The sequence below is a fragment of the Rhizobium sp. 05L429 genome, from assembly GCF_056397645.1.
Genome location: NZ_JBFTNV010000023.1, coordinates 99,051 through 117,739 on the forward strand (window position 1 = coordinate 99,051; position 18,689 = coordinate 117,739).

Annotated in this window: 26 protein-coding genes; 13 read left to right on the top strand and 13 right to left on the bottom strand. The window is 59.7% G+C overall.

Annotation, left to right across the window (positions count from 1 at the left end; translation table 11 throughout):
• Positions 1-117: 117 nt before the first annotated feature.
• Together AC1DNW_RS22730 and AC1DNW_RS22735 are read right to left on the bottom strand one after the other, a co-directional pair.
• Positions 118-1,071, bottom strand: coding sequence for a sensor histidine kinase (locus tag AC1DNW_RS22730; RefSeq protein WP_477854468.1), 954 nt, complete (start codon positions 1,069-1,071; stop codon positions 118-120).
• 235 nt (positions 1,072-1,306) lie between these two features.
• Entirely contained in the window at positions 1,307-2,101 is a 795-nt protein-coding gene (locus AC1DNW_RS22735; protein ID WP_113299734.1) for a response regulator, read from the bottom strand.
• Positions 2,102-2,380: 279 nt separating this feature from the next.
• Between AC1DNW_RS22735 and AC1DNW_RS22740 the strand changes: the two genes are divergently transcribed.
• Positions 2,381-2,587, top strand: coding sequence for a NepR family anti-sigma factor (locus AC1DNW_RS22740; protein WP_113311298.1), 207 nt, complete (start codon positions 2,381-2,383; stop codon positions 2,585-2,587).
• 10 nt (positions 2,588-2,597) lie between these two features.
• Positions 2,598-3,152 (top strand): RNA polymerase sigma factor, encoded by a 555-nt coding sequence (locus AC1DNW_RS22745; RefSeq protein WP_007815244.1) that lies wholly within the window; start codon positions 2,598-2,600, stop codon positions 3,150-3,152.
• 169 nt (positions 3,153-3,321) lie between these two features.
• Here AC1DNW_RS22745 and AC1DNW_RS22750 read toward each other — a convergent pair whose 3' ends face one another.
• The 7 genes from AC1DNW_RS22750 to hemP form a co-directional block, all read right to left on the bottom strand.
• Positions 3,322-3,723 (bottom strand): hypothetical protein, encoded by a 402-nt coding sequence (locus tag AC1DNW_RS22750; RefSeq protein WP_113311316.1) that lies wholly within the window; start codon positions 3,721-3,723, stop codon positions 3,322-3,324.
• 109 nt (positions 3,724-3,832) lie between these two features.
• Positions 3,833-4,177, bottom strand: coding sequence for a DUF883 domain-containing protein (locus AC1DNW_RS22755; protein WP_113299731.1), 345 nt, complete (start codon positions 4,175-4,177; stop codon positions 3,833-3,835).
• A gap of 134 nt (positions 4,178-4,311) precedes the next feature.
• A complete protein-coding gene (locus AC1DNW_RS22760) occupies positions 4,312-5,106 on the bottom strand; it encodes a heme ABC transporter ATP-binding protein (RefSeq protein ID WP_477854446.1) in 795 nt (264 codons plus the stop codon).
• A gap of 9 nt (positions 5,107-5,115) precedes the next feature.
• Positions 5,116-6,225, bottom strand: a complete 1,110-nt coding sequence (locus AC1DNW_RS22765) for an iron ABC transporter permease (protein WP_113311300.1) — start codon at positions 6,223-6,225, stop codon at positions 5,116-5,118.
• A 2-nt stretch (positions 6,226-6,227) separates the two neighbouring features.
• The gene (locus AC1DNW_RS22770; RefSeq protein WP_477854447.1) at positions 6,228-7,157 is read right to left on the bottom strand and encodes a heme/hemin ABC transporter substrate-binding protein; all 930 of its coding nucleotides are present in this window, start codon (positions 7,155-7,157) and stop codon (positions 6,228-6,230) included.
• 11 nt (positions 7,158-7,168) lie between these two features.
• Positions 7,169-8,218: a hemin-degrading factor gene (locus tag AC1DNW_RS22775; RefSeq protein WP_477854448.1), complete on the bottom strand. Its 1,050-nt coding sequence runs from the start codon at positions 8,216-8,218 to the stop codon at positions 7,169-7,171.
• A 12-nt stretch (positions 8,219-8,230) separates the two neighbouring features.
• Positions 8,231-8,425 carry a hemin uptake protein HemP gene (gene hemP, locus AC1DNW_RS22780; protein ID WP_477854449.1) on the bottom strand — a complete coding sequence of 65 codons (195 nt, stop codon included), beginning with the start codon at positions 8,423-8,425 and terminating at the stop codon, positions 8,231-8,233.
• 181 nt (positions 8,426-8,606) lie between these two features.
• Between hemP and AC1DNW_RS22785 the strand changes: the two genes are divergently transcribed.
• The 6 genes from AC1DNW_RS22785 (at position 8,607) to AC1DNW_RS22810 (ending at position 11,580) form a co-directional block, all read left to right on the top strand.
• The gene (locus tag AC1DNW_RS22785; RefSeq protein ID WP_113311303.1) at positions 8,607-9,035 is read left to right on the top strand and encodes a hypothetical protein; all 429 of its coding nucleotides are present in this window, start codon (positions 8,607-8,609) and stop codon (positions 9,033-9,035) included.
• 71 nt (positions 9,036-9,106) lie between these two features.
• Complete coding sequence (tolA, locus tag AC1DNW_RS22790; protein ID WP_477854450.1) at positions 9,107-10,102, top strand: cell envelope integrity protein TolA; 996 nt, start codon at positions 9,107-9,109, stop codon at positions 10,100-10,102.
• A gap of 108 nt (positions 10,103-10,210) precedes the next feature.
• Entirely contained in the window at positions 10,211-10,618 is a 408-nt protein-coding gene (locus tag AC1DNW_RS22795; protein ID WP_113299724.1) for a DUF2325 domain-containing protein, read from the top strand.
• The gene (locus AC1DNW_RS22800; RefSeq protein WP_113299723.1) at positions 10,615-10,887 is read left to right on the top strand and encodes a hypothetical protein; all 273 of its coding nucleotides are present in this window, start codon (positions 10,615-10,617) and stop codon (positions 10,885-10,887) included. Before AC1DNW_RS22795 ends, AC1DNW_RS22800 begins: the two co-directional genes overlap by 4 nt.
• 10 nt (positions 10,888-10,897) lie before the next feature.
• Positions 10,898-11,212 carry a heme-degrading protein HmuQ gene (hmuQ, locus tag AC1DNW_RS22805; protein ID WP_113311305.1) on the top strand — a complete coding sequence of 105 codons (315 nt, stop codon included), beginning with the start codon at positions 10,898-10,900 and terminating at the stop codon, positions 11,210-11,212.
• Complete coding sequence (locus AC1DNW_RS22810; RefSeq protein WP_113311306.1) at positions 11,209-11,580, top strand: bleomycin resistance protein; 372 nt, start codon at positions 11,209-11,211, stop codon at positions 11,578-11,580. Before hmuQ ends, AC1DNW_RS22810 begins: the two co-directional genes overlap by 4 nt.
• A gap of 235 nt (positions 11,581-11,815) precedes the next feature.
• On the opposite strand, the gene AC1DNW_RS22815 is transcribed toward AC1DNW_RS22810, so the two are convergent.
• Positions 11,816-12,187 (bottom strand): DUF423 domain-containing protein, encoded by a 372-nt coding sequence (locus AC1DNW_RS22815; RefSeq protein ID WP_113299720.1) that lies wholly within the window; start codon positions 12,185-12,187, stop codon positions 11,816-11,818.
• Entirely contained in the window at positions 12,184-12,579 is a 396-nt protein-coding gene (locus AC1DNW_RS22820) for a group II truncated hemoglobin (RefSeq protein ID WP_113311307.1), read from the bottom strand. Before AC1DNW_RS22820 ends, AC1DNW_RS22815 begins: the two co-directional genes overlap by 4 nt.
• Before the next feature lie 247 nt (positions 12,580-12,826).
• Here AC1DNW_RS22820 and AC1DNW_RS22825 point away from each other — a divergent pair, with 247 nt between their 5' ends.
• The 5 genes from AC1DNW_RS22825 (at position 12,827) to olsC (ending at position 16,910) form a co-directional block, all read left to right on the top strand.
• A complete protein-coding gene (locus AC1DNW_RS22825; RefSeq protein ID WP_113299718.1) occupies positions 12,827-13,390 on the top strand; it encodes a TetR/AcrR family transcriptional regulator in 564 nt (187 codons plus the stop codon).
• A 19-nt stretch (positions 13,391-13,409) separates the two neighbouring features.
• Positions 13,410-13,751 carry an SMR family transporter gene (locus AC1DNW_RS22830; protein ID WP_113311308.1) on the top strand — a complete coding sequence of 114 codons (342 nt, stop codon included), beginning with the start codon at positions 13,410-13,412 and terminating at the stop codon, positions 13,749-13,751.
• A gap of 183 nt (positions 13,752-13,934) precedes the next feature.
• On the top strand, positions 13,935-14,720 hold the full coding sequence (locus AC1DNW_RS22835) for a ThuA domain-containing protein (protein ID WP_477854451.1): 786 nt from the start codon (positions 13,935-13,937) through the stop codon (positions 14,718-14,720).
• A gap of 9 nt (positions 14,721-14,729) precedes the next feature.
• On the top strand, positions 14,730-15,773 hold the full coding sequence (locus AC1DNW_RS22840) for a Gfo/Idh/MocA family protein (RefSeq protein ID WP_477854452.1): 1,044 nt from the start codon (positions 14,730-14,732) through the stop codon (positions 15,771-15,773).
• Between the two features lie 297 nt (positions 15,774-16,070).
• Positions 16,071-16,910, top strand: coding sequence for an ornithine lipid ester-linked acyl 2-hydroxylase OlsC (gene olsC, locus AC1DNW_RS22845; protein WP_113309124.1), 840 nt, complete (start codon positions 16,071-16,073; stop codon positions 16,908-16,910).
• A 58-nt stretch (positions 16,911-16,968) separates the two neighbouring features.
• Here olsC and AC1DNW_RS22850 read toward each other — a convergent pair whose 3' ends face one another.
• Both AC1DNW_RS22850 and AC1DNW_RS22855 read right to left on the bottom strand, forming a co-directional pair.
• Entirely contained in the window at positions 16,969-17,364 is a 396-nt protein-coding gene (locus AC1DNW_RS22850) for a DUF1236 domain-containing protein (RefSeq protein WP_477854453.1), read from the bottom strand.
• A gap of 211 nt (positions 17,365-17,575) precedes the next feature.
• Positions 17,576-18,688 (bottom strand): ABC transporter permease, encoded by a 1,113-nt coding sequence (locus AC1DNW_RS22855; RefSeq protein WP_477854454.1) that lies wholly within the window; start codon positions 18,686-18,688, stop codon positions 17,576-17,578.
• Position 18,689: the final 1 nt, after the last annotated feature.

Consider the following 18,689-nt stretch of genomic DNA (forward strand, 5'->3'; position numbering starts at 1 on the left):
GGTGCGCCGCCCTCGCACCGGCTGTTCTCCGTTCAGGCTCCAACAATTTAGCAGGCAGGCAATTGCAGCAAGGTGCGCAGCGGTTTTGCGCCCGGAATTGCGTGAAGATAAAACGTCTCAGGTGCTTTTGAGGATTTCGAATTCCGTCTCCGGAACAGTCAGGTGATATTCAATGCGGCCGGGCACCAACGTCAGTTCGGCCTTGCCATTGACGGAGGAGGGCACGACACGCTCCAGCACCGTGCGGCCGAAGCTGTTCTCGCTGAATTCGTGCACATCGGCGCTGTTTGGAAGCACTTCCACCCAGGTGAGCTCGATCGCCCGGCGACCGGCGATGTCAGCACCCCGGCAGTTCAGCGTGACGGACGTCGCCCCGCTGGCGATTGCGCCATAAGAGGCGGAATTGACGATCAGTTCATGTAGCGCCAGGCCGACATGCACGGCGGCGTTCGGCGTCAGATGGGCGTTGATGCCAAAGATCGGCATGGAACCTGATGTTTCCGGCCAGTAGGGGGCGAACTGCTTTCCGGCGAGCTCGAACAGGAAGGCACCGCGCCAGCTGGAATCGGTGATCAGATCCTGCGAATTGGAGAGCGATTGCAGACGGCCGCGGAACTTTACAAGAAAGCTATCAAGCGAAATCGTGTTCCGGGCCGTCTGGGTGGCGATGCCCTGGATGATGGCAAGCAGGTTCTTGGAGCGGTGGGAAAGCTCGCGCAGCAGCGATTTCAGCACCTTTTCGCGATGCCGACTTTCGGTAATCTCCGAGATGACGGAGAGCAGGCCGTAGTTGTTGCGCGCGCCGGTACGTTGAACTTTCAGTTCGAATGTCCTGACTTCGCCATCGATTGCAACATCGACCTCGGCACTGCTGGAGGCGCCGGTTTCAAGCACCCTGTGCTTCATGGCGGCAAGGGATTTGCCATGTGCTTCGCCAAACAGCGAACCGTCATCACCACCGGTGACAAAACGCTTCTTGAAATAGGGAAGAAGATTCTCGGCATAGATCATGGCAAGGCCCGCATCCTGATACAGGACCGAGATAGCGGCGCTGGCGAGCGCGCGCTCCATCATGGCCGCTTTGCCTTCAGTGGTGAAAGGCGTTCCGGACTGTGGTCCAGTCGTATTCACTCGGCCGCCTTTCCTCAGTCCATCAGAACACAGGGAGGGATGCTACCCCTCCCGACAAAACTGCCGTTCATTCTAAAAGCAAGCGCTGCAAAAACCGTTAAAACCCCGAATACGCTCCGGCAGAGCCGGAACGCATTGCTACCGGAATGGTTCCGGCGCGGCTGAATTTCACGTTTCAGGCCGCCACACGGGTCGTTTCGTTGAAGAAAAGCGCCTGGCTGATGAGGGCCTTGACCATGTCGGGGTTGAAGGGCTTGGTCACGAGGAAGGTGGGCTCCGGCCGTTCTCCGGTCAGCAATCTCTCCGGGAAGGCGGTGATGAAGATGACGGGAACGCTCGATGTCTTCAGGATATCGTTGACAGCGTCGATGCCCGAGCTGCCGTCGGCAAGCTGGATATCGGCCAGCACCATGCTCGGCTTCGTCTTGTTGTAGAGCGCGACGGCTTCCGTATGGGTGCGGGCGATGCCGGTGACCCGGTGGCCGAGGCTTTCGACCATCTGCTCGATATCCATGGCGATCAGCGGTTCGTCTTCGATGATCATGATATCCGTGGCCACCTGGCGCGAAATCTCATGCGACGCCTTGTCGAGCAGTTGCATGGTTTCCTGTTCGGTGATCTCGAGAATCTCGCCGATTTCCGAGACGCGGAAATTCTCGACCGAGGCAAGCAGGAAAGCCTGCCTAGCGAGCGGCGAGACCTTTGAAAGGTTTAGCGTCGCGCGCTGTTCCCAAGCATAGGGAGAGGACGGTTCAGGAATCTCGACTGCAGTGGAACCAAATAATTGCGTGAACAGTTTGTAGAGTGCGACGCGGTCATTCGCGGTATCCGGGAATATGGACAGGTCGGCGATGATCGCCTCCAGGACGGCGGCGACATAAGCATCGCCCGATGTCTGGGTKCCGGTAAGCGCGCGGGAATAACGACGCAGATAAGGAAGGTGCGGCGCAATTCGAGTGGAAAGTGTCATTAAAAACTCCCGTCTACAGGCCGGTAAATGGCTGCTGCAATGACCTGAAAACGCGATCTTCATAAAAAAGTTCCGCAAGGTGAGGAACTTTTTTTACAGCGTCGCATTATCCTAGCCGACAAACGAAGGGCGTCACGTTTTGAACCATGTGAACGGAATGGATTTGCAGCATCAACGGTTTGAAAGAACCGGCTTGATCGATCTGATGTCCGTTCCATTTAGCTTTTGCAGAAGACATTGCCTTTCATCCCGAGACAACAGGCAAGAAGTGATCATTTGATGACAACACAAAAGACAGAAGCACCGGACGTGCGCCAGCTGGAAGTGCGGGCGAGCGATATACTGGACCCGAACAATCAGATCGGCGTCAGGCTGCGATCGCTCTATGCTGCCGCTCATGAGGAAGCTATTCCCGATCGCTTCCTGGACCTGCTGGAAAAACTCGACCGAGCCGAACTCATGGCTGCCGCAAAGATGGCCGAATAGGAATACCCGCATGGAAAAAGCGCAACCGAGCTTCAAGCGCGAACTCCTGGCGGCCCTGCCAAGTCTTCGCGCCTTTGCAATATCCCTGATCGGCCGACACGACCGCGCCGACGATCTGGTCCAGGACACCATCATGAAAGCCTGGGCCAAGCAGGACCATTTCGAGATGGGCACCAACATGAAGGCCTGGCTCTTCACGATCCTGCGCAACGAGCTTTACAGCCAGATGCGCAAGAGCGGCCGTGAGGTGCAGGACAGTGATGGTTTGTTTACCGAATCCATGGCGACGCACCCGTCCCAATACGGCGCGCTCGACCTGCAGGACTTCAAGAAGGCGCTGGACCAGCTGCCACCGGACCAGCGCGAAGCGATCATTCTCGTTGGCGCGTCGGGCTTCTCTTATGAGGAAGCGGCGGAAATCTGCGGCTGCGCCGTTGGCACCATCAAGAGCCGCGTGAACCGCGCGCGCCAGCGTCTACAGGATCTCCTGCAGATATCAGGCGAGGCGGATTTCGGCCCCGATGCCACATCGGCGCCGTTGACGTCGAAGGCCTTTGCCTTCTGATCAAAATGTTTCCTGGGAGGAAGGATGGCCGGCTGCCCTATCGGGCGCCGGCTTTTTTATGCGGTAAGATGGCTGGCCGATTTCAACATGATGCTACAAACAGATAGCGCGCCCAAAAAACCTGGACGCGCTCTGTTTTCGCGGCAATCACCCTGAAAGAAATGATGGATTAGTCGTGCCGCTTCGGGCCGATCAGATTGGACGCGACAAGAGCCGCGACGATACCCGCCGTCAGTAGCGGCTGAGAGCGGATAAGGCCGATGCCGACGGTTGCCAGGGATTCCATCGCTGCGCGACGTTCGCGGGCGCGGCGGGCTTCCTGGCGATTCATGATCGCCATGATGACCAAGACGATGATCGCGATCAGCAGCGCGCAGGCCGCCAGGAAAAGCGAGGCGCCGACCGGCCCGTAAATGCCTGCCAGCCAGATGGCGCCTGCGGTCACGCCAAGCGCATAGGCGGTCAGCAGAAAAAGCAACGCAACGGCGATGAAGATGCCGTTGCGCTTGGTGCGTTCCACCGTGCGGTGAACGCTCGTGCCGACGAGCAGGCTCAGGATTGGGAAGAGCATCGAGCCTCCTAAATCAATTCCAGCAAAAGTGCGTAGCGGTTTTGCGTCCGGAATTGCGCTAAAACAAACAGATAGAATGGTTCCGTTTTCAGAGAAAAGCGGAAATACTCTAGCGGCGGGCGAGCATGGCGACGAGCAGGCCGAAGGCGGCAGCCGCACCGACCGTTGCCAGCGGGTGACGACGCACGGTGTTTCGTACTTCGCCGGCGCCGCGCAGGTAACTTTCCTGGAGCTCTTTCAGCAGGTCCTCGCTGCGGCCGAGGATGTCTTCGTAGCTTGCGGATGCCTGCGAGCGGAGCTTTTCACCCTGATGGCGGGAGGTCTTGCCGAGAACATGCGTCAGTTCGGCGAGCTCTTCGCGCAGGGCTTCGATCTGGTCCTCGACACTGGCTTCGAGATTGTGGAGAGCGCCGTTACGGCGGCTGCGGCTGGACTGGAAGAAAGAATAGGCCATGATTGTCTCCATAGCTGGGCGCGGCTAAGCGCCGCCCGGTTTCATACGGGGTCAGCACCATCAGTGGCACGGAAGAGAGCGCCCGGCTTTGACCCAAATCATTGCGGACAACGCAGTTGGGCCGGAAAGGTTCCTCAGCTGGCGGGAAGCGCGCTGTGCGCCAGCACAAAAGGCGTGCCATCGACAGGGACCTGATTGACGCGCAACGGGCAGCCGAAGACGGACTGCATGGTTTCGTCCGTCAGTACCTCACGCACATTGCCGGCGGCCGCCAGCCGGCCGGATTTCATCAGCACGATCCTGTCGGCGAAGAGCGCCGTGAGGTTCAAATCGTGCATGACGGCGATTACGCCGCCGCCGCGTTCGCAGAAACTGCGCGCCAGCCTCATGATCGTCAGTTGATGACTAATGTCGAGGCTGGAGACGGGCTCGTCGAGCAGCAGCCAGCAGGGCCTGCCGTCGACAACAGGTTCAGCGATCTGGCAGAGAACGCGGGCGAGCTGCACGCGCTGCTGCTCGCCGCCTGACAGTTCCTGATAGAAACGGGCTTCGAAGCCTGTCAGATCGACAGCGGCAAGGGCTTTGGCGGCGGTCTCGTCGGCCTGATCCGGGCGAAGGTTGAGGCCCGAGGTCAGGCCCATACGGACGATCTCGCGCACCGTGAACGGGAACGAAATGGCGCTTGCCTGCGGCAGGACTCCGCGAACAATGGCGAGCTGCCATGGCTTGAGGGTGCGCACTTCTTCGCCGTTCAGACGAACCGAGCCGTTATAGATCAGTTCGCCGGAAACAGCTTTCATCGTCGTCGTCTTGCCGGAGCCGTTGGGGCCGGCAATCGCGGTCAGTTCACCGGCGTTTGCCGCGAAGGCGACGTCGCGCACGATGGTCTTGCCGGAAACGGATACGCTGACGTCGGAAACTTTGATCATCGACATAACTCAAAGGGCAAGGCGCGAGCGCTGCCGCAACAGGATCCAGAGGAAAAACGGGCCGCCGACGGCTGCCGTGATGATACCGATCGGCAGTTCGGCCGGTGCGACGATGGTGCGGGCGAGCACATCCGCGAAAATCAGCAACGAGCCTCCGAGCAGGGCGGAGGCCGGCAACAGGAAACGATGGTCGGGGCCGATMACCATGCGCAGGATATGCGGCACGACAATGCCGACGAAACCGATGCCGCCGCTGACGGCAACCGAAGCACCGGTTGCGGCGGCAACGGTGACGATGGCGATATTCTTCAGCCGCTGGACGGGTACGCCCATGTGAAAGGCTGCGGCCTCGCCGAGCGTGATGGCGTTCAGGCCGCGTGCCATGAAGGGGAGCGCGATGAAGGACAGGAGGATGATGGGGCCGGCGGCAGCGATCTTGACCCAGGTGGCGCCGGCAAGCGAGCCCATGCCCCAGAAGGTGAGATCGCGCAGCTGCTGGTCGTTTGCCATGTAGATCAGCACGCCCGTCAGCGCGCCGGCCAAGGCCCCGAGCGCGATGCCGGCGAGCAGCATGGTGGCGACAGAGGTCTGGCCGTTGCTGGTGGCGACCCGGTAGAGCAGCAGGGTGGTGGCGAGGCCGCCGCCGAAGGCTGCTAGCGGAAGGGCGTAAATGCCGAGCGCAAGGTAAAACGGTGCCGCGATCGTACCGCCGAGCACGATCATGACGACAGCGCCGAGAGCAGCCCCGGAGGAGACGCCGACAAGGCCGGGATCGGCCAGCGGGTTGCGGAACAGGCCCTGCATGACCGCGCCGGAGACGGCGAGCGATCCGCCGATCAGGAAGCCGAGGATGGCGCGGGGCAGGCGGATATCGAAGATGATGATCCGGTCACGCGCGCTGAGTGCCGTTTCGGAGCCCGTCATATTTCTCATGACATCGAGAATGGAAGCGTCCGATGCCCCTGTCGTGATGGAAAAGAGCAGGGCGAAGACGGAAGCCAAGATGAGAAAGGTGATACCCAGCAGGGCGAGGTTGGTTCTGTCGCCCGCCTGCCTGCTTCTGCGGAATGTCACAGGGAAGGATCGCCTGTTTTCCATCATGGCTTCCGGAACGGCCATCGTCAGCCCCCGTAGATCGCCGTGTTGAGCTCGCGAACGGCGCTTGCCGTGCGCGGGCCAAAGCCCAGCAGATGCATGCCGTCCATGCGGATGATCGCCTTTTTTTCGCCGGCCGGCGTCAGCGCGATCGATGGCTGGGCGAGCAGATCCTCGTTCTTGGTGCCGGCACCGTCGCCGCGGTTCATCATCAGGATCACGTCGGGCTTGGCGCTGATGATCGCCTCATCGGTGAGCGGCTTGTAGCCGGGGAATTCGCCGACAGCGTTGATGGCGCCGGCAAGCTTGATGATGCCGTCAGCAGCGGTGCCGGTGCCCGAAGCCATGATGCGGCCGTTCTGGGCGCTGAGGACGAAAAGAACGCGCTTGCGCTCCGCCTCGGGGCGCTTTCCGGCATCAGTGACGGCGGCGTCGAGATCGGCGCCGACCTTTTCTTCAAGCGCCTTAGCCTTATCCTGAACGTTCAGGAGCGTGCCGACGCGATCGATCTTGGCGATGATGCCGTCGCGCGTATAGGCGTTCGGAACGGTCTCGAAGGGCACGCTGGCGTTCTTCAGAACGTTCAGCGCTTCCTGCGGGCCTGAGCCCTCGACGGCGATGATCGCCGTCGGGTTCATGGCGAGAATGCCTTCCGGCGAAAGCGCGCGCATGTAGCCGACGTCGGGCAGCTTCAAGGCGGCTTCCGGATACGTGCTCGTCGTATCGCGGGCGATCAGCCTGCTTTCCTCGCCGAGCGCGTAGATAACCTYGGTGACGTCGCCGCCGACCGAAACCAGCCGCGAGGTGTCGAGCTTCTTGTCCTCGGCATGCGCGGCGCGGACGAAAGCATAGCTCTCGCCAGCGGGTGCCGCCGGGATCAGCGGCAGGGCCATGACGGCCGCCGTCAAGGCMAGTTCCCAGAGACGGATCCGGCGCAGGTTGTTACGCATCTTCATCGTTGCGATCCTTATGCGGCGACGCTCGTTGCCCGCGGCAGGTTTTCCATGATCTCACGCCATTCGCCACTCTCGTCGGAGCCTTCCTTCCGCTTGCCGAAGAACTGGATGATCATGTTGCCTTCGGCGTCATAGGCTTCGAGCGAGGTGACATGGCCATCCTTGGTCGGCTTGCGCACGGCCCAGGTCTCGGMAATGTGGTCCTGGCGCAGATGCAGGTGGAAGGTCTCGTCGAGGATGTTGATCCACGGACCCATCGGCTGGACGTTGAAGATCGGGCCGGCATGGATCTGCACGATGCCGTTATTGGCAACGAAGCACATGATCGGCAGGCCTGATTTGACGGAAGCATGCATCATGTCGGCCGTCGCCGTATTGTCGAGCTTCCAGGCATAGTCGTYGCCGACGGTGCGCACGGCGGCCTGGCGGCCGATCTTCAGGCGCTTCAGCATGCCGAAGAATTCATGCGTGTCGGTCATCTTGCTCCAGTTGTCACGCAGCTCTTCGCGGCTGACATTGCCGTCCTCGTCAGAAGCGGAAGATGCTTCTGCCTCGACGAGTTCCTGGCCCTGGTCATCGAGCTTCAACTCGGCGACGATGCGATGGTAGGCTTCGACGTTTGATGCCGGGCGCAGATGGATCTTGTGGACGGCGTTGCCGGTCTTGTCGAAATACTGAAGGCTGAGGCGCTCGGCGTCGCCATCCTTCTTGGTGACGGCAAAGGCGTGGACCCAGCGGCTCGGGAAGACGCGCAGATCGATGTTTTCGCCGAGCACGATGGCGTTGTGCTCGCCGACCTTGATGTTTTCGTAGACGCCGATCTTCTCGTGCACGGCGCTTTCGTTGCGCGACAGCGCCATGACTTCGCCGAGATCGGCGACACGCTCCAGGAGCTTTGCGGCGCTGGCATCGATACTGATAGCACTGATGCCGACTTCGGCGGCAACGAGGGCCGCCTCGGAAATCTTGAGCTGCGCGGCAATGTCGCGCTCGCGCATCTTCGGATTTTCAGCGCGGAATGCGCGGATTTCGGATGGTGCCGGTCTGATCTGCTCGGTCATGTTCTACCCTGCTTATTGAGGCYACTTGTTGAGAATGAGTTTGCCCTGACGGGTGATCTTCAGGCGGTAGATCACGCCATCGTGCCGAATCATGATCTCGTTGGTGCCGGCAAAAAGATCGCCGCTTTCGAGAACACGGATTTCGGCCACTGCCGGTTCGTTGCGCAGCTGTGCGAGCTTAAAGGTATCTGGCTTTTCAACCATCATTTCGGTCGGCTTATTCCGTGATTGCGGGGGTCAAGACCCCGGGTCCGGTGACATTTATCTTGACTCTCATACTCATAGTTTTTTAAAGACGCAATAATTGAAGACAAAAGCAGTCAAGTTTTTGATGCTGCTGTTTTGGAGCCGTTTGACGGCGGTCGATTTGCTCTGTGGAGAGGCGATAATGACGGGTCGGTTTGCTGCGTTTGCGACTGGTGTGCTGTTTTCGATTTCGGGGGCGCAGGCCTATGCACAGGATGCCGCTGCCGCCTCCAAACTGGATGTCGAGCTCAATGCGCTGACGCCCTCGCAGAAGGGTTGCATGATGACCTTCGTTGCCGAAAACAATCTGGCGACGCCGATCAACAAGGTCTCCTTCGAACTCGCCTTCTTCAACGACAAGAATGCCGTCGACCGGATCACCGTGCTCGATTTCCGCGATCTGCCGCAGGGCAAGAAGCGCGTGCGCCAGTTCGATATGCCTGGTGTCAAGTGCGAGACGGTCACGCGCGTCCTCATCAACGACACGCCTGTCTGCGACGGACCGGCTGCCGGTGAATGCATGAAGGGTCTCGTGACCCGTTCGCAGATTTCGGTTCCTTTCGAAGGCTAAGACAAGGTCGAAAGCCAAAACCGGGCCGGGAGGAAACCCGGCACGCATATTCAGGCTGTCCGAGGCGCAAAATGGCAATTTCAGCGAAGTCCAGATCGAGACGCGTGCTCATCGAGGAGGCGAGCGCTGACGATAGCCTGAATGACAATAATCCCGGCATGCATCCCGGCCACGAACTATCCGACCTGCGCAATGCGCAGCGCCAGCCGGCCGGCGAGCAGGTGATCCATTATGCGCGTTTCGCGCAGATCTCCTCTTTCCCCGATCATCCGGAAGCAGCATCGGCCTCTTCCGTCACCCCGCCGCCGATGGATGCGGCAGTGGAAAAGCAGGAAGACGAGAAGTCGCCGGTGCGGCGGCGGGTGGCGCTGACGTGTATTTGCTCGTTCTTTTTTCATGCCGGTCTGGTGATTGCTCTTACGATATTCGCTCCAGAGCCGTCGTTTGAGGCGATTGAAGATGCTGGTGAGGCCGTTAGCGTCGTTGTGTACGGCGATTCCGATCTTGACCAAACATCGGCGGGTGATCCTGATCTGGAAATCAAGCCTGATGAAATTGCCGCGGAAGAAGTTGAGCCGGATACGATTCAATCCACTAGGCAAACTGCCGAACTCCAGCCTACGGAAACACAATCCGAGCAAGCGCAGCCAATGGACGCCGAACCTGTAGAGGCCGAAGGTTCGAGTCGCCAAGACTCGACGAAAGGCGTCAGCACGGGGCAGGATGCACCACAAACCGATGGTACATCAACCACCGCAGGTAGAGGTGACGGCATGGGAAGTGCGGCCGTAGCCAACTACCCCGGCAAGATCCAAAAGCGTATTCGTCGTGCGGTTCGCGTGCCTGAAGAATATAAGAAAATGAAGGGAGTAACTGTCAGCGTCCGCTTGACCATCAACGGTACCGGCAGGGTAGACGCGCTCTCCGTTTCCCGCAGTTCGGGTATTGCAGAGTTGGACAAGGTTGTTCTCGATGGCGTGCGCCGAGCTGCACCTTTTCCTCCGCTTCCGTCGGAGTGGGGTAAATCGACCTGGTCATTTACCCAGAACGTCGAGGTCTCGAGATAATATGATAAAAATAATCAACTTTATACTTTACTCTAAAAATCAAGTTTAATAAGGTGCCGTTCGCACACGCAGGAATCGTGTGACGATCAACGAGCGAACGGGTGGTAAATGGCTCGAAAGGCGAAGAAGGGGGCGAACCGGGAGATCCGTGTTCAAGCCGATCAGGAGACGAAGGAGTCTTCCTCCGGACGCTCCAAGCTGGATGGCCGCAGTTTCCTCTATGTCGGCGGTCGTGATTGCCAGGTGGCGCATCTTCGCCAGATCGCCAGCAATTTCGGCGCCGAGCTCATCCATCATGACGGCGGCCTTCGCGAAGCCGTTTCGCGCATCGATACATTGCTTCCCTCGGTCGACTGCGTGTTCTGCCCCATCGACTGTATCAGCCACGATGCCTGCCTGCGTGTGAAGACCGGCTGCAAGAAGTTCAGCAAGGCCTTCATCCCATTGCGCAACGGCAGCAAGTCCAGCCTGGAGCGTGCGCTGCAGACGATGAACGAACGAGACAATTCGCGATGACTGAAGAACGCCCTGACGGGTTTACGATGATCGGCCTGCATAAGCTTGCCGCTCACGGCGGCGATGGCCTGGTGCCGGAGCTCTACGAGATTTTCCTTGAGAATGCCGCGCGTCAGCGCAGCTATCCGAACGTGGTGCTGTTTCCCGCCTGGGAAGCGCGCATGCCCGGTGAAGAGGCCGCAAAACCCATTGGCGCGGATGCTGCCAAGGGCAATAATATCGTCGCCTTTCCGCTTTATGCTGAGCGGGCGGACAAGAAAAAGGCGTAGGGAGTTTTTGATGTATATCGCGATGAACCGTTTCAAGGTTGCAGCCGGCGCCGAGGGTGATTTCGAGGCTGTCTGGCGCAACCGCGACTCGAGCCTCTCCGAGGTTCCGGGTTTCGTCGAATTCCGCCTGCTGCGCGGCAAGGCCAATGCGGAGGAGGGCTATACGCTATTTTCTTCCCACACGCTCTGGCGCAGCGAAGAGGATTTTCTGAACTGGACGAAGTCGGAGAATTTCCGTGCTGCGCATCGCAATGCTGGCGAGCGCAGGGAGATGTACAAGGGCCCGCCGGTGTTTGAGGGCTTCAACGTCGTGGATGGCATATGAGCGGCGATCCCGATCGCATCGAGGTTCTGCCAGTTCTGCCGTCACTCGATATTGGGGAGACGCTATCCTTTTATCGCGATCAGCTCGGCTTTGCCAAAATCGTGTATCAGGCGCCGGACTATCTGATCCTCCGGCGCGATGAGATGGAGCTGCATTTCTGGCTAACCGATGATCGCTCTCTGCCGGAAAAGACCTCCGTCTATCTGCGCGGCGGGCGCATTGCAGCGCTGCATGAGGAATATCATGCGAAGGGCGTTCCACGCCTGACGGATATGGAAGTGCGGGCGTGGAATATGGAGGAATTCTATATCCATGATCCGCATGGCAATCTCTTGCGATTTGGACGGATACCGAAGACGGTTGGTTAGGTTTCGATACGGAAAGGCGTTCGCCGACTTCCCCTTCTCCCCCACGGGGGAGAAGGTGGCCCGAAGGGTCGGATGAGGGGGCTCCGGATACCGACGGGAGATAGTGTCAGACAAGCTCGACAAGTTTTTTCATCGCATCGTCGCGAGAACAGTGATTGTGGCGTGATGCGAGGATGGCACCCGTGGCCCCCTCATCCGCCCTCCGGGCACCTTCTCCCCTGTTGGGAGAAGGGGGCTAGTCCCGAACCCGCCAGAACGCACTCGCCGAAACCGCCAGCCAGCCTAGCATCATCGCCCAGCCGCCGGTCGGGGCTGCGTATGGGAACAGACCGGAGCCGGTGAAGCGGAGGGTGACGAGATCGCCCGCAAACAGCAGTGTCCCCGCAATCATCAGCAAACCGGCGAGCCAGGCGGTTTTGATTTTGCCTGCACCGAGCGCCAGTGCCAGAAGGGCAGGGGCGTGGGCAAGGCACATGGTGGAGGCCGAGGCGGCCAGATGCGCATCGCCGCCGCCATGGGCGGCAAGGGCGGCAAGAGCCACGCCTGCAAGGCCGAACAGGCCGGCGAAGAGGAAGAGCACCGGCTCCAGACGCGCGTTCAGGCTCATGATTGTTCCTTGTTCTGCATGTGATGGGCGAGCCGTTCGACCGGCGTCCAGATGAGGTCGCGCAGCGCCTGGCTGGGAATGGTTTCGTCCATAGCCTGGCGGAAGCAAAGCAGCCATTCGTCGCGTTCGACAGGGCCGATCTCGGCGACGAAATGGCGGCTGCGCAGACGGGGATGGCCGCGCTTGTCGGTATAGAGCGGCGGGCCGCCGAGATAACCGGTCATATATTCGTAGAATTTTTCTTCGCTGCCTTCGAGGCTTGGCGGATGCACGGCGCGCACGTGTTTCGCCTCCGGCAGCGTATCCATCAGCTCGTAGAAGCGATGGGTCAGAGCCCGGACCACCGGATCGCCTCCGATCGCCTCATATAAAGTCGTCACCTGTTCCGACAAGAAACCATCCCTTTAATACCCGCCCCAAGAGTGGCACGCATCCCCTGCGCCGCTCCGGGTTTTATACCAGCATCGGCTCACCAAAAACCGTTTCAGGCTTTTCGGTCCGATACTTAGATGCACCCGATCAAAAAGGATCGCAACTGTCATCAAAACACCGCGTCACTTCGCGCATAATCCTTTGCGAGGCAGGGTCTGCAGCCGATTCTTCTTGACAAAACCGTCCGGACGGTATCTTTATCAATCCATGTCAAACGCCCATCATCGCAAGAAACAACCCGTGCTCGTACGCCAGCAATTGCTGGAGGTCGCCGCGCGCCTTGCTGGTGAGAGTGGCATGAGCGCTGTGACGCTCGATGCGGTCTCGGCCGCGTCAGGTGTCAGCAAGGGCGGGCTGCTGCATCACTTTCCGACGAAGAACGCGCTGCTGGATGCCCTGTTCGAAAGCCTGCTGGAGAAGTTCGACGCCGATATAGACGAGTTGATGCGCGGCGACCCGCTGCCGCAGGGACGTTTCTCGCGCGCCTATCTGCAGGCGGTGTCCGGGCTGAAGGATCGTCCCGATGATTCCCGAAGCTGGACGCAGGTGACGATCGCGCTGCTTGCCGAACCCCGGTTGCGCCTGCGATGGCGCCAATGGGTGGCGGCGAGGGCCGAGGAATATATCGGCACCGACTCCGCGCTCGACACCCTGATCGTCCGTTTTGCCGCCGACGGTCTGTGGTTCGCAGATACGTTGGAAAGCCATGATATCAGCGATGCTCTGAGGCGAGACCTGATCGCCCGCCTCATCGAGCTGACCCACAAGTAGATTACGAAGGAATACCGCCATGAACCCGGCTGCTGTCTATGGGCTGCTCGTTGCAGCCATCGTGCTTGAAGTTATCGGCACGACAGCACTTCAGCTTTCCCAGCAGTTCACCCGCCTCGGGCCGACGGCGCTTGTGGTCGTCTGCTATGGGGCCGCCTTCTACTGCCTGTCGCTGACACTGAAGCATATTCCCGTCGGCATCGCCTATGCGATTTGGAGCGCTTTGGGAATCGTGCTGATTTCCACCGTCGGGCTTATCTTTTTCAAGCAGCGGCTGGATACGCCTGCCATCATCGGCCTCGGCCTGATCATCTCGGGCGTGGTCGTCGTCAACCTGTTCTCCAAGTCCATTTCCCATTGATCTGAAAGGGGGTTTTTCCGGGTCGCGAAGCCTGGAAAAATCCTCTTTGTCAAAATGCCGACAAAGGTCTATGTCTTCCTCTGATGCGGAGGAGAAACCGCTTTGGCTGTTCATTTCTCCAAAGCGCTTTGAATCCCGCCTTCCTGATTGCCCAAAATCCAAAGGTTCTAGAGGAGCACCGCCATGGCCATTCGCACCGTCGTCTGGGGAGAGAACATCCATGAGACAACCAACGAGATCGTCCGGGGCATCTATCCCGAGGGCATGCACACGACCATTGCCAAGGCGCTGAACAGCGATCCGGCGATTTCCGCGACGACCGCGACCCTGCAGGAGCCCGAACATGGGTTGACGGAGGCCCGGCTTGCCGAGACCGATGTCCTGACCTGGTGGGGCCATAAGGATCATGGCGCCGTCTCCGACGAAGTTGTCGAGCGTGTCGCCAAGCGGGTGTGGGAAGGCATGGGCCTGCTTGTGCTGCATTCCGGCCATTTCTCGAAGATCTTCAAGCGTCTGATGGGCACGCCCTGCGCGCTGAAATGGCGCGAGGCGGGCGAACGCGAGCGGCTGTGGACGATCAATCAGCGCCATCCGATCGCTGCCGGCATCGGCGAGCATTTCGAGCTGGAGAACGAAGAGATGTACGGCGAGCAGTTCTCGGTACCGGAGCCGCTGGAAACGGTGTTCATCTCCTGGTTCCAGGGTGGCGAAGTCTTCCGCTCCGGCCTGACCTGGCGCCGCGGTGCCGGCAACATCTTCTATTTCCGCCCCGGCCATGAAACCTACCCGACCTACCACGATGCCAACGTGCAGAAGGTGCTGATYAACGGCGTCAAGTGGGCCTATAACGCCGAGGGTGCATTGAAGAGCATCACCGATGCTCCAAATGTGCCGGTAGAAAAAGCACTGGAGCCGATCGTCGAGCGCGGCCCGAGACTGCACCAGGCCGGCGAAGCCGGTTACCGCTGAGGAGCATCCATGCGACTACTCGTTCTTGGTACGGGCGTGATGGCGAAAAACCAGCTCGCCCACTTCATKAATATGGACGGCGTGACCGTGGTCGGCGCCGTCGACACGGATTCCGAACGTCTGGCCGCCTTTGCCGATAAGTTCAATATCGAGAAGCGGTTTCTGACGCTGGAGGAGGCGATCGCCTGGGGCGAATTCGATGCGGCGACAAATATTACGCCCGACCGGATTCACCACCCGACCACCATGGCGCTGATCGCGGCCGGCAAGCATGTGCTTTGTGAGAAACCGCTGGCGGAAAATTATCCAAGGGCGCTGGAGATGACGGAAGCGGCTGAAAAGGCCGGCGTCATCAACATGGTGAACCTCACCTATCGCAACGTCGCTCCCCTGCAGCGCGCCCGCGAGATGGTGCTCTCGGGCGAGCTCGGCACGATCAAGCATGTGGAGGCCTCCTATCTTCAGAGCTGGCTCGTTTCGCGTGCCTGGGGCGACTGGCGCACGGAATCCACCTGGCTGTGGCGCCTATCCACCGGTCACGGTTCGAACGGCGTGCTCGGCGATGTCGGCATCCATATCCTCGACTTCGCAGCCTATGGCGCTGCAACCGACATCGACCACGTCTTTGCACGGCTCAAGACCTTCAACAAGGCGCCGGGCGGCCAGATCGGCGAGTATATGCTGGACGCCAATGACAGCTTCACCATGTCGGTCGATTTCGCCAATGGCGCGCTCGGCGTCATCCACGCGAGCCGCTGGGCAACCGGACACCTGAATGAGCTGAGGCTGCGCATCTACGGCGAGAAGGGCAGCCTCGAAGTMATCCACCGTCCAAGCGGTTCTGAACTGTATGGCTGCCTTGGTGAGGACGTGGAAACTGCAAACTGGAAGCCGATCGAGGTAGCGCCGGTTGCCACCAACTATCAGCGTTTTGCCGAAGCGGTGGCGAGTGGCGTGCAGCTCGATCCGAACTTCCGCCATGCGGCAAACCTGCAGAAGGTGCTCGACCTTGCCATGGTCAGCGAGCGCGAACGCCGCGAGCTTAAAGTCTGATATTTCTCCCGGATATGTCTTTGGGAAACGGGAACCGCCGTGTTTCGCGCGGCGGTTCCCTGCGGCATTTGACCGCTAGAGCGATACTTGAGGCGCGGTCGGGATTATCCATATTTAGGAAATGGCAAACGCGCTGATGTCGTGTCGGCTCCTGCGCGGAAGGCCATGCAATTTCCCCGAACATTTCCGTTTTTCTTCGAAATACGGAAGCGCTCTATTTTTCGTCTTGAGGCAATTCCGGACGCAAAACCGCTGTGCACTTTTGCTGGAGTTGCTTTAGTCAGCAATGGAAAGCCTATGACTGACGGTATCGCCAATACACCCCTTCCCGAAAAATCAGGATCCACCTTCGCCGAGCAGGGCTTCGTCACTGCCGGGATCGCCCCCATGGATCGCCCCAGTGCCGTGACGCGCTTCTTCATGGGCATCGTCGCCTGGGCCGAGCGCCTGAACTTCAAATATGCAAAGCTCGGCAATCCGCCGGTCTATGACATCAATGTTTTCCCGTGGGCGAAGGAGGTCGAGAAGGCCTGGCCGCAGATCCGCGCCGAGCTTGATCGCGTGCTCGTGCGCCAGAGCGAGCTCCCGAGCTTTCAGGAAATCGCCACCGACGTGCAGACCATCTCCAAGGATAACACGTGGAAGACCTTTTTCCTTTCCGGCTTCGGCCTGAAGTCGGAGCAGAATATCCGGGCCTGCCCGGAAACCTGGAAGGCCGTGCAGAAGATCCCGGGGTTGAAGACGGCGATGTTCTCGATCTTCGAGCCCGGCAAACACCTGCCGGCGCATCGCGGCCCGTATAATGGCGTATTGCGCCTGCATCTCGGCATGATCGTGCCTGATGCCACCGACAAGCTTGCCATCCGCGTCCAGGACCAGATCTGCCACTGGCAGGAAGGCAAGGCGCTGATCTTCGACGATGCCTATGAGCACGAGGCCTGGAACCACACGGACAAGACGCGCGTCGTTCTGTTCATCGATTTCGTGAAGCCGCTGAAATTCCCGGCACGGATCGTCAACTGGCTTCTGCTCAATCTTGCGGTTTTCACGCCGTTCATTCGCGAAGGGCTGGATAATCACAAGGAATGGGAAAAGAAGTTCTATGCGCAGGCAGAAGCGCTGCGGAACCGCACCTGACAAAAAAGCCCCGCCAGTCGAGGCGGGGCCGCATCTTTTCATTCGATGATCTGATCGCTTATTCGATGACCTGGACCACGCGGTGGGTCCGGGGCTCGACGATCACATGGCGATTGTTGATGACCGTATAGGCATAGCGCGGATTATCCGGCACCGGCATCACCTGGACTTCGGCAGGAAGCGGCTTGCCGACGACGATCGGCTGCTCCACGACGACGGTAGACGGCGGAGCCGGCTGTTCCTGGACGTAGGTGACGACTTCGCGCGGCGGCGGATCGACGACAGCGCYGGCGACACCGCCTGCCACGCCGCCAATTGCTGCACCCACGGGACCGCCGACAATTGCGCCGGTGATTGCGCCACCGGCTGCACCCGTTACAGCCCCGTCTGCCATCGCATTGGTGGCGAGCGACGAGAGCGCAAGCGCGCCGGACACAAGAATGATCTTGTACATTTTGCTTCTCCTTAGTTCCAGAGGAATTCCGCTGTTCGAGGAGATACGGAAATGCTCTATCTCATTGCTTTTCAAACAATTCCGGACGCGAAACCGCGTCGTAGATCTGCTGGGAATTGTTTTGGTTTGCGCTGAGGAAACGAGCCTGCCGTTTCGATGTTCCTGGTTTCAGGAGTCACKCTTTGGCAACTGAGGTCACAGTGCGTGAGGCCTATTCGAGCCTGCGGCGGAACAACCAGGCGGCGGCACCAAGCGTTGCGCAGGCGATCAATGCCAGCGGGATCGTCTGGTTCAACACTTCTTCTGCAGGGATATCCTTCAGGAAAACGCCTTTGACGATGACCAGGAAATAGCGCAGCGGATTGATAATAGTCACCGGCTGCAGCCACTCCGGCATGTTCTCGATCGGGGTTGCGAAACCCGAGAGCAGCATGGCCGGCACCATGAACAGGAAGGCGCCGAGGATGGCCTGCTGCTGTGTCATCGACAGGGCCGAGATGAAGAGGCCGAGGCCTGCCACCGAACCCAGATAGAAGATCGAGCTGCCGTAGAGCAGCAGGAGGGAACCGCGCAACGGCACGCCGAAGATGAAGATCGCCGCCAGCACATAGAGTGTCATGTGGAAGAGGCCGATCATGACAGGCGGAACGAGCTTGCCGATCAGGATTTCATGGACGCGCAGCGGCGAAACCATGAGCTGGTCGAAAGTGCCGAGTTCCCTTTCGCGGGCAATCGAAAGGGCGGTGACGATGAGGCCGATCAAGAGGGCGATGCTGGCGATCAGGTTCGGCACCATGAACCATTGATAGGTGAGGTTGGCATTGAACCAGTTGCGCGGCACGGTCGCGACAGTTCTGGCCATGGCGCGCCGACCCGCCGGCGTTTCGGCTGAAAGCGTCATGCCGATCTGCGTGAGATAGCCGGAGACGATCTGCGAGGCGTTGGAGCGGCGSCCGTCGAGGATGATCTGCAGATCRGMKGRKATRCCGGCCTCGATGTTGCGGGAGAAATCCGGGCCGATCTCGATTGCGGCAATGACGGACTGGCCGTCGATCGCCTCGCGGATGTCGGCCTGGTTGGCGGCGGTCTCGATATGCCGGAAAGTCGGGGAGCCCTGGATGCGCTGGATCAGTTCCTGTCCCCAATGGCCGCTGTCGCGGTTCAGCACCATGACATCGACATTGCGCACTTCGAGCGTCGCCGCATAAGAGAAGATGAGAAGCTGCATGAGGGGCGGCACGATCAGCACGAAGCGTCCCTTGGGATCGCGCATCACGGCGAGCAGTTCCTTTGTCATGAGAGCCTTCAGGCGGGTCCACCACATC

What these genes read in the sequence shown, in the direction of transcription:
- AC1DNW_RS22830 (WP_113311308.1), top strand. Translation starts at nt 13,410, where the DNA reads ATGAACCCGGCTGCTGTCTATGGGCTGCTCGTTGCAGCCATCGTGCTT.
- AC1DNW_RS22760 (WP_477854446.1), bottom strand. Translation starts at nt 5,106, where the DNA reads ATGATCAAAGTTTCCGACGTCAGCGTATCCGTTTCCGGCAAGACCATC.
- tolA (WP_477854450.1), top strand. Translation starts at nt 9,107, where the DNA reads ATGGCAATTTCAGCGAAGTCCAGATCGAGACGCGTGCTCATCGAGGAG.
- AC1DNW_RS22810 (WP_113311306.1), top strand. Translation starts at nt 11,209, where the DNA reads ATGAGCGGCGATCCCGATCGCATCGAGGTTCTGCCAGTTCTGCCGTCA.
- AC1DNW_RS22750 (WP_113311316.1), bottom strand. Translation starts at nt 3,723, where the DNA reads ATGCTCTTCCCAATCCTGAGCCTGCTCGTCGGCACGAGCGTTCACCGC.
- AC1DNW_RS22785 (WP_113311303.1), top strand. Translation starts at nt 8,607, where the DNA reads ATGACGGGTCGGTTTGCTGCGTTTGCGACTGGTGTGCTGTTTTCGATT.
- AC1DNW_RS22730 (WP_477854468.1), bottom strand. Translation starts at nt 1,071, where the DNA reads ATGGAGCGCGCGCTCGCCAGCGCCGCTATCTCGGTCCTGTATCAGGAT.
- AC1DNW_RS22755 (WP_113299731.1), bottom strand. Translation starts at nt 4,177, where the DNA reads ATGGCCTATTCTTTCTTCCAGTCCAGCCGCAGCCGCCGTAACGGCGCT.
- AC1DNW_RS22745 (WP_007815244.1), top strand. Translation starts at nt 2,598, where the DNA reads ATGGAAAAAGCGCAACCGAGCTTCAAGCGCGAACTCCTGGCGGCCCTG.
- AC1DNW_RS22740 (WP_113311298.1), top strand. Translation starts at nt 2,381, where the DNA reads ATGACAACACAAAAGACAGAAGCACCGGACGTGCGCCAGCTGGAAGTG.
- AC1DNW_RS22815 (WP_113299720.1), bottom strand. Translation starts at nt 12,187, where the DNA reads ATGAGCCTGAACGCGCGTCTGGAGCCGGTGCTCTTCCTCTTCGCCGGC.
- AC1DNW_RS22800 (WP_113299723.1), top strand. Translation starts at nt 10,615, where the DNA reads ATGACTGAAGAACGCCCTGACGGGTTTACGATGATCGGCCTGCATAAG.
- AC1DNW_RS22825 (WP_113299718.1), top strand. Translation starts at nt 12,827, where the DNA reads ATGTCAAACGCCCATCATCGCAAGAAACAACCCGTGCTCGTACGCCAG.
- olsC (WP_113309124.1), top strand. Translation starts at nt 16,071, where the DNA reads ATGACTGACGGTATCGCCAATACACCCCTTCCCGAAAAATCAGGATCC.
- AC1DNW_RS22795 (WP_113299724.1), top strand. Translation starts at nt 10,211, where the DNA reads ATGGCTCGAAAGGCGAAGAAGGGGGCGAACCGGGAGATCCGTGTTCAA.
- hmuQ (WP_113311305.1), top strand. Translation starts at nt 10,898, where the DNA reads ATGTATATCGCGATGAACCGTTTCAAGGTTGCAGCCGGCGCCGAGGGT.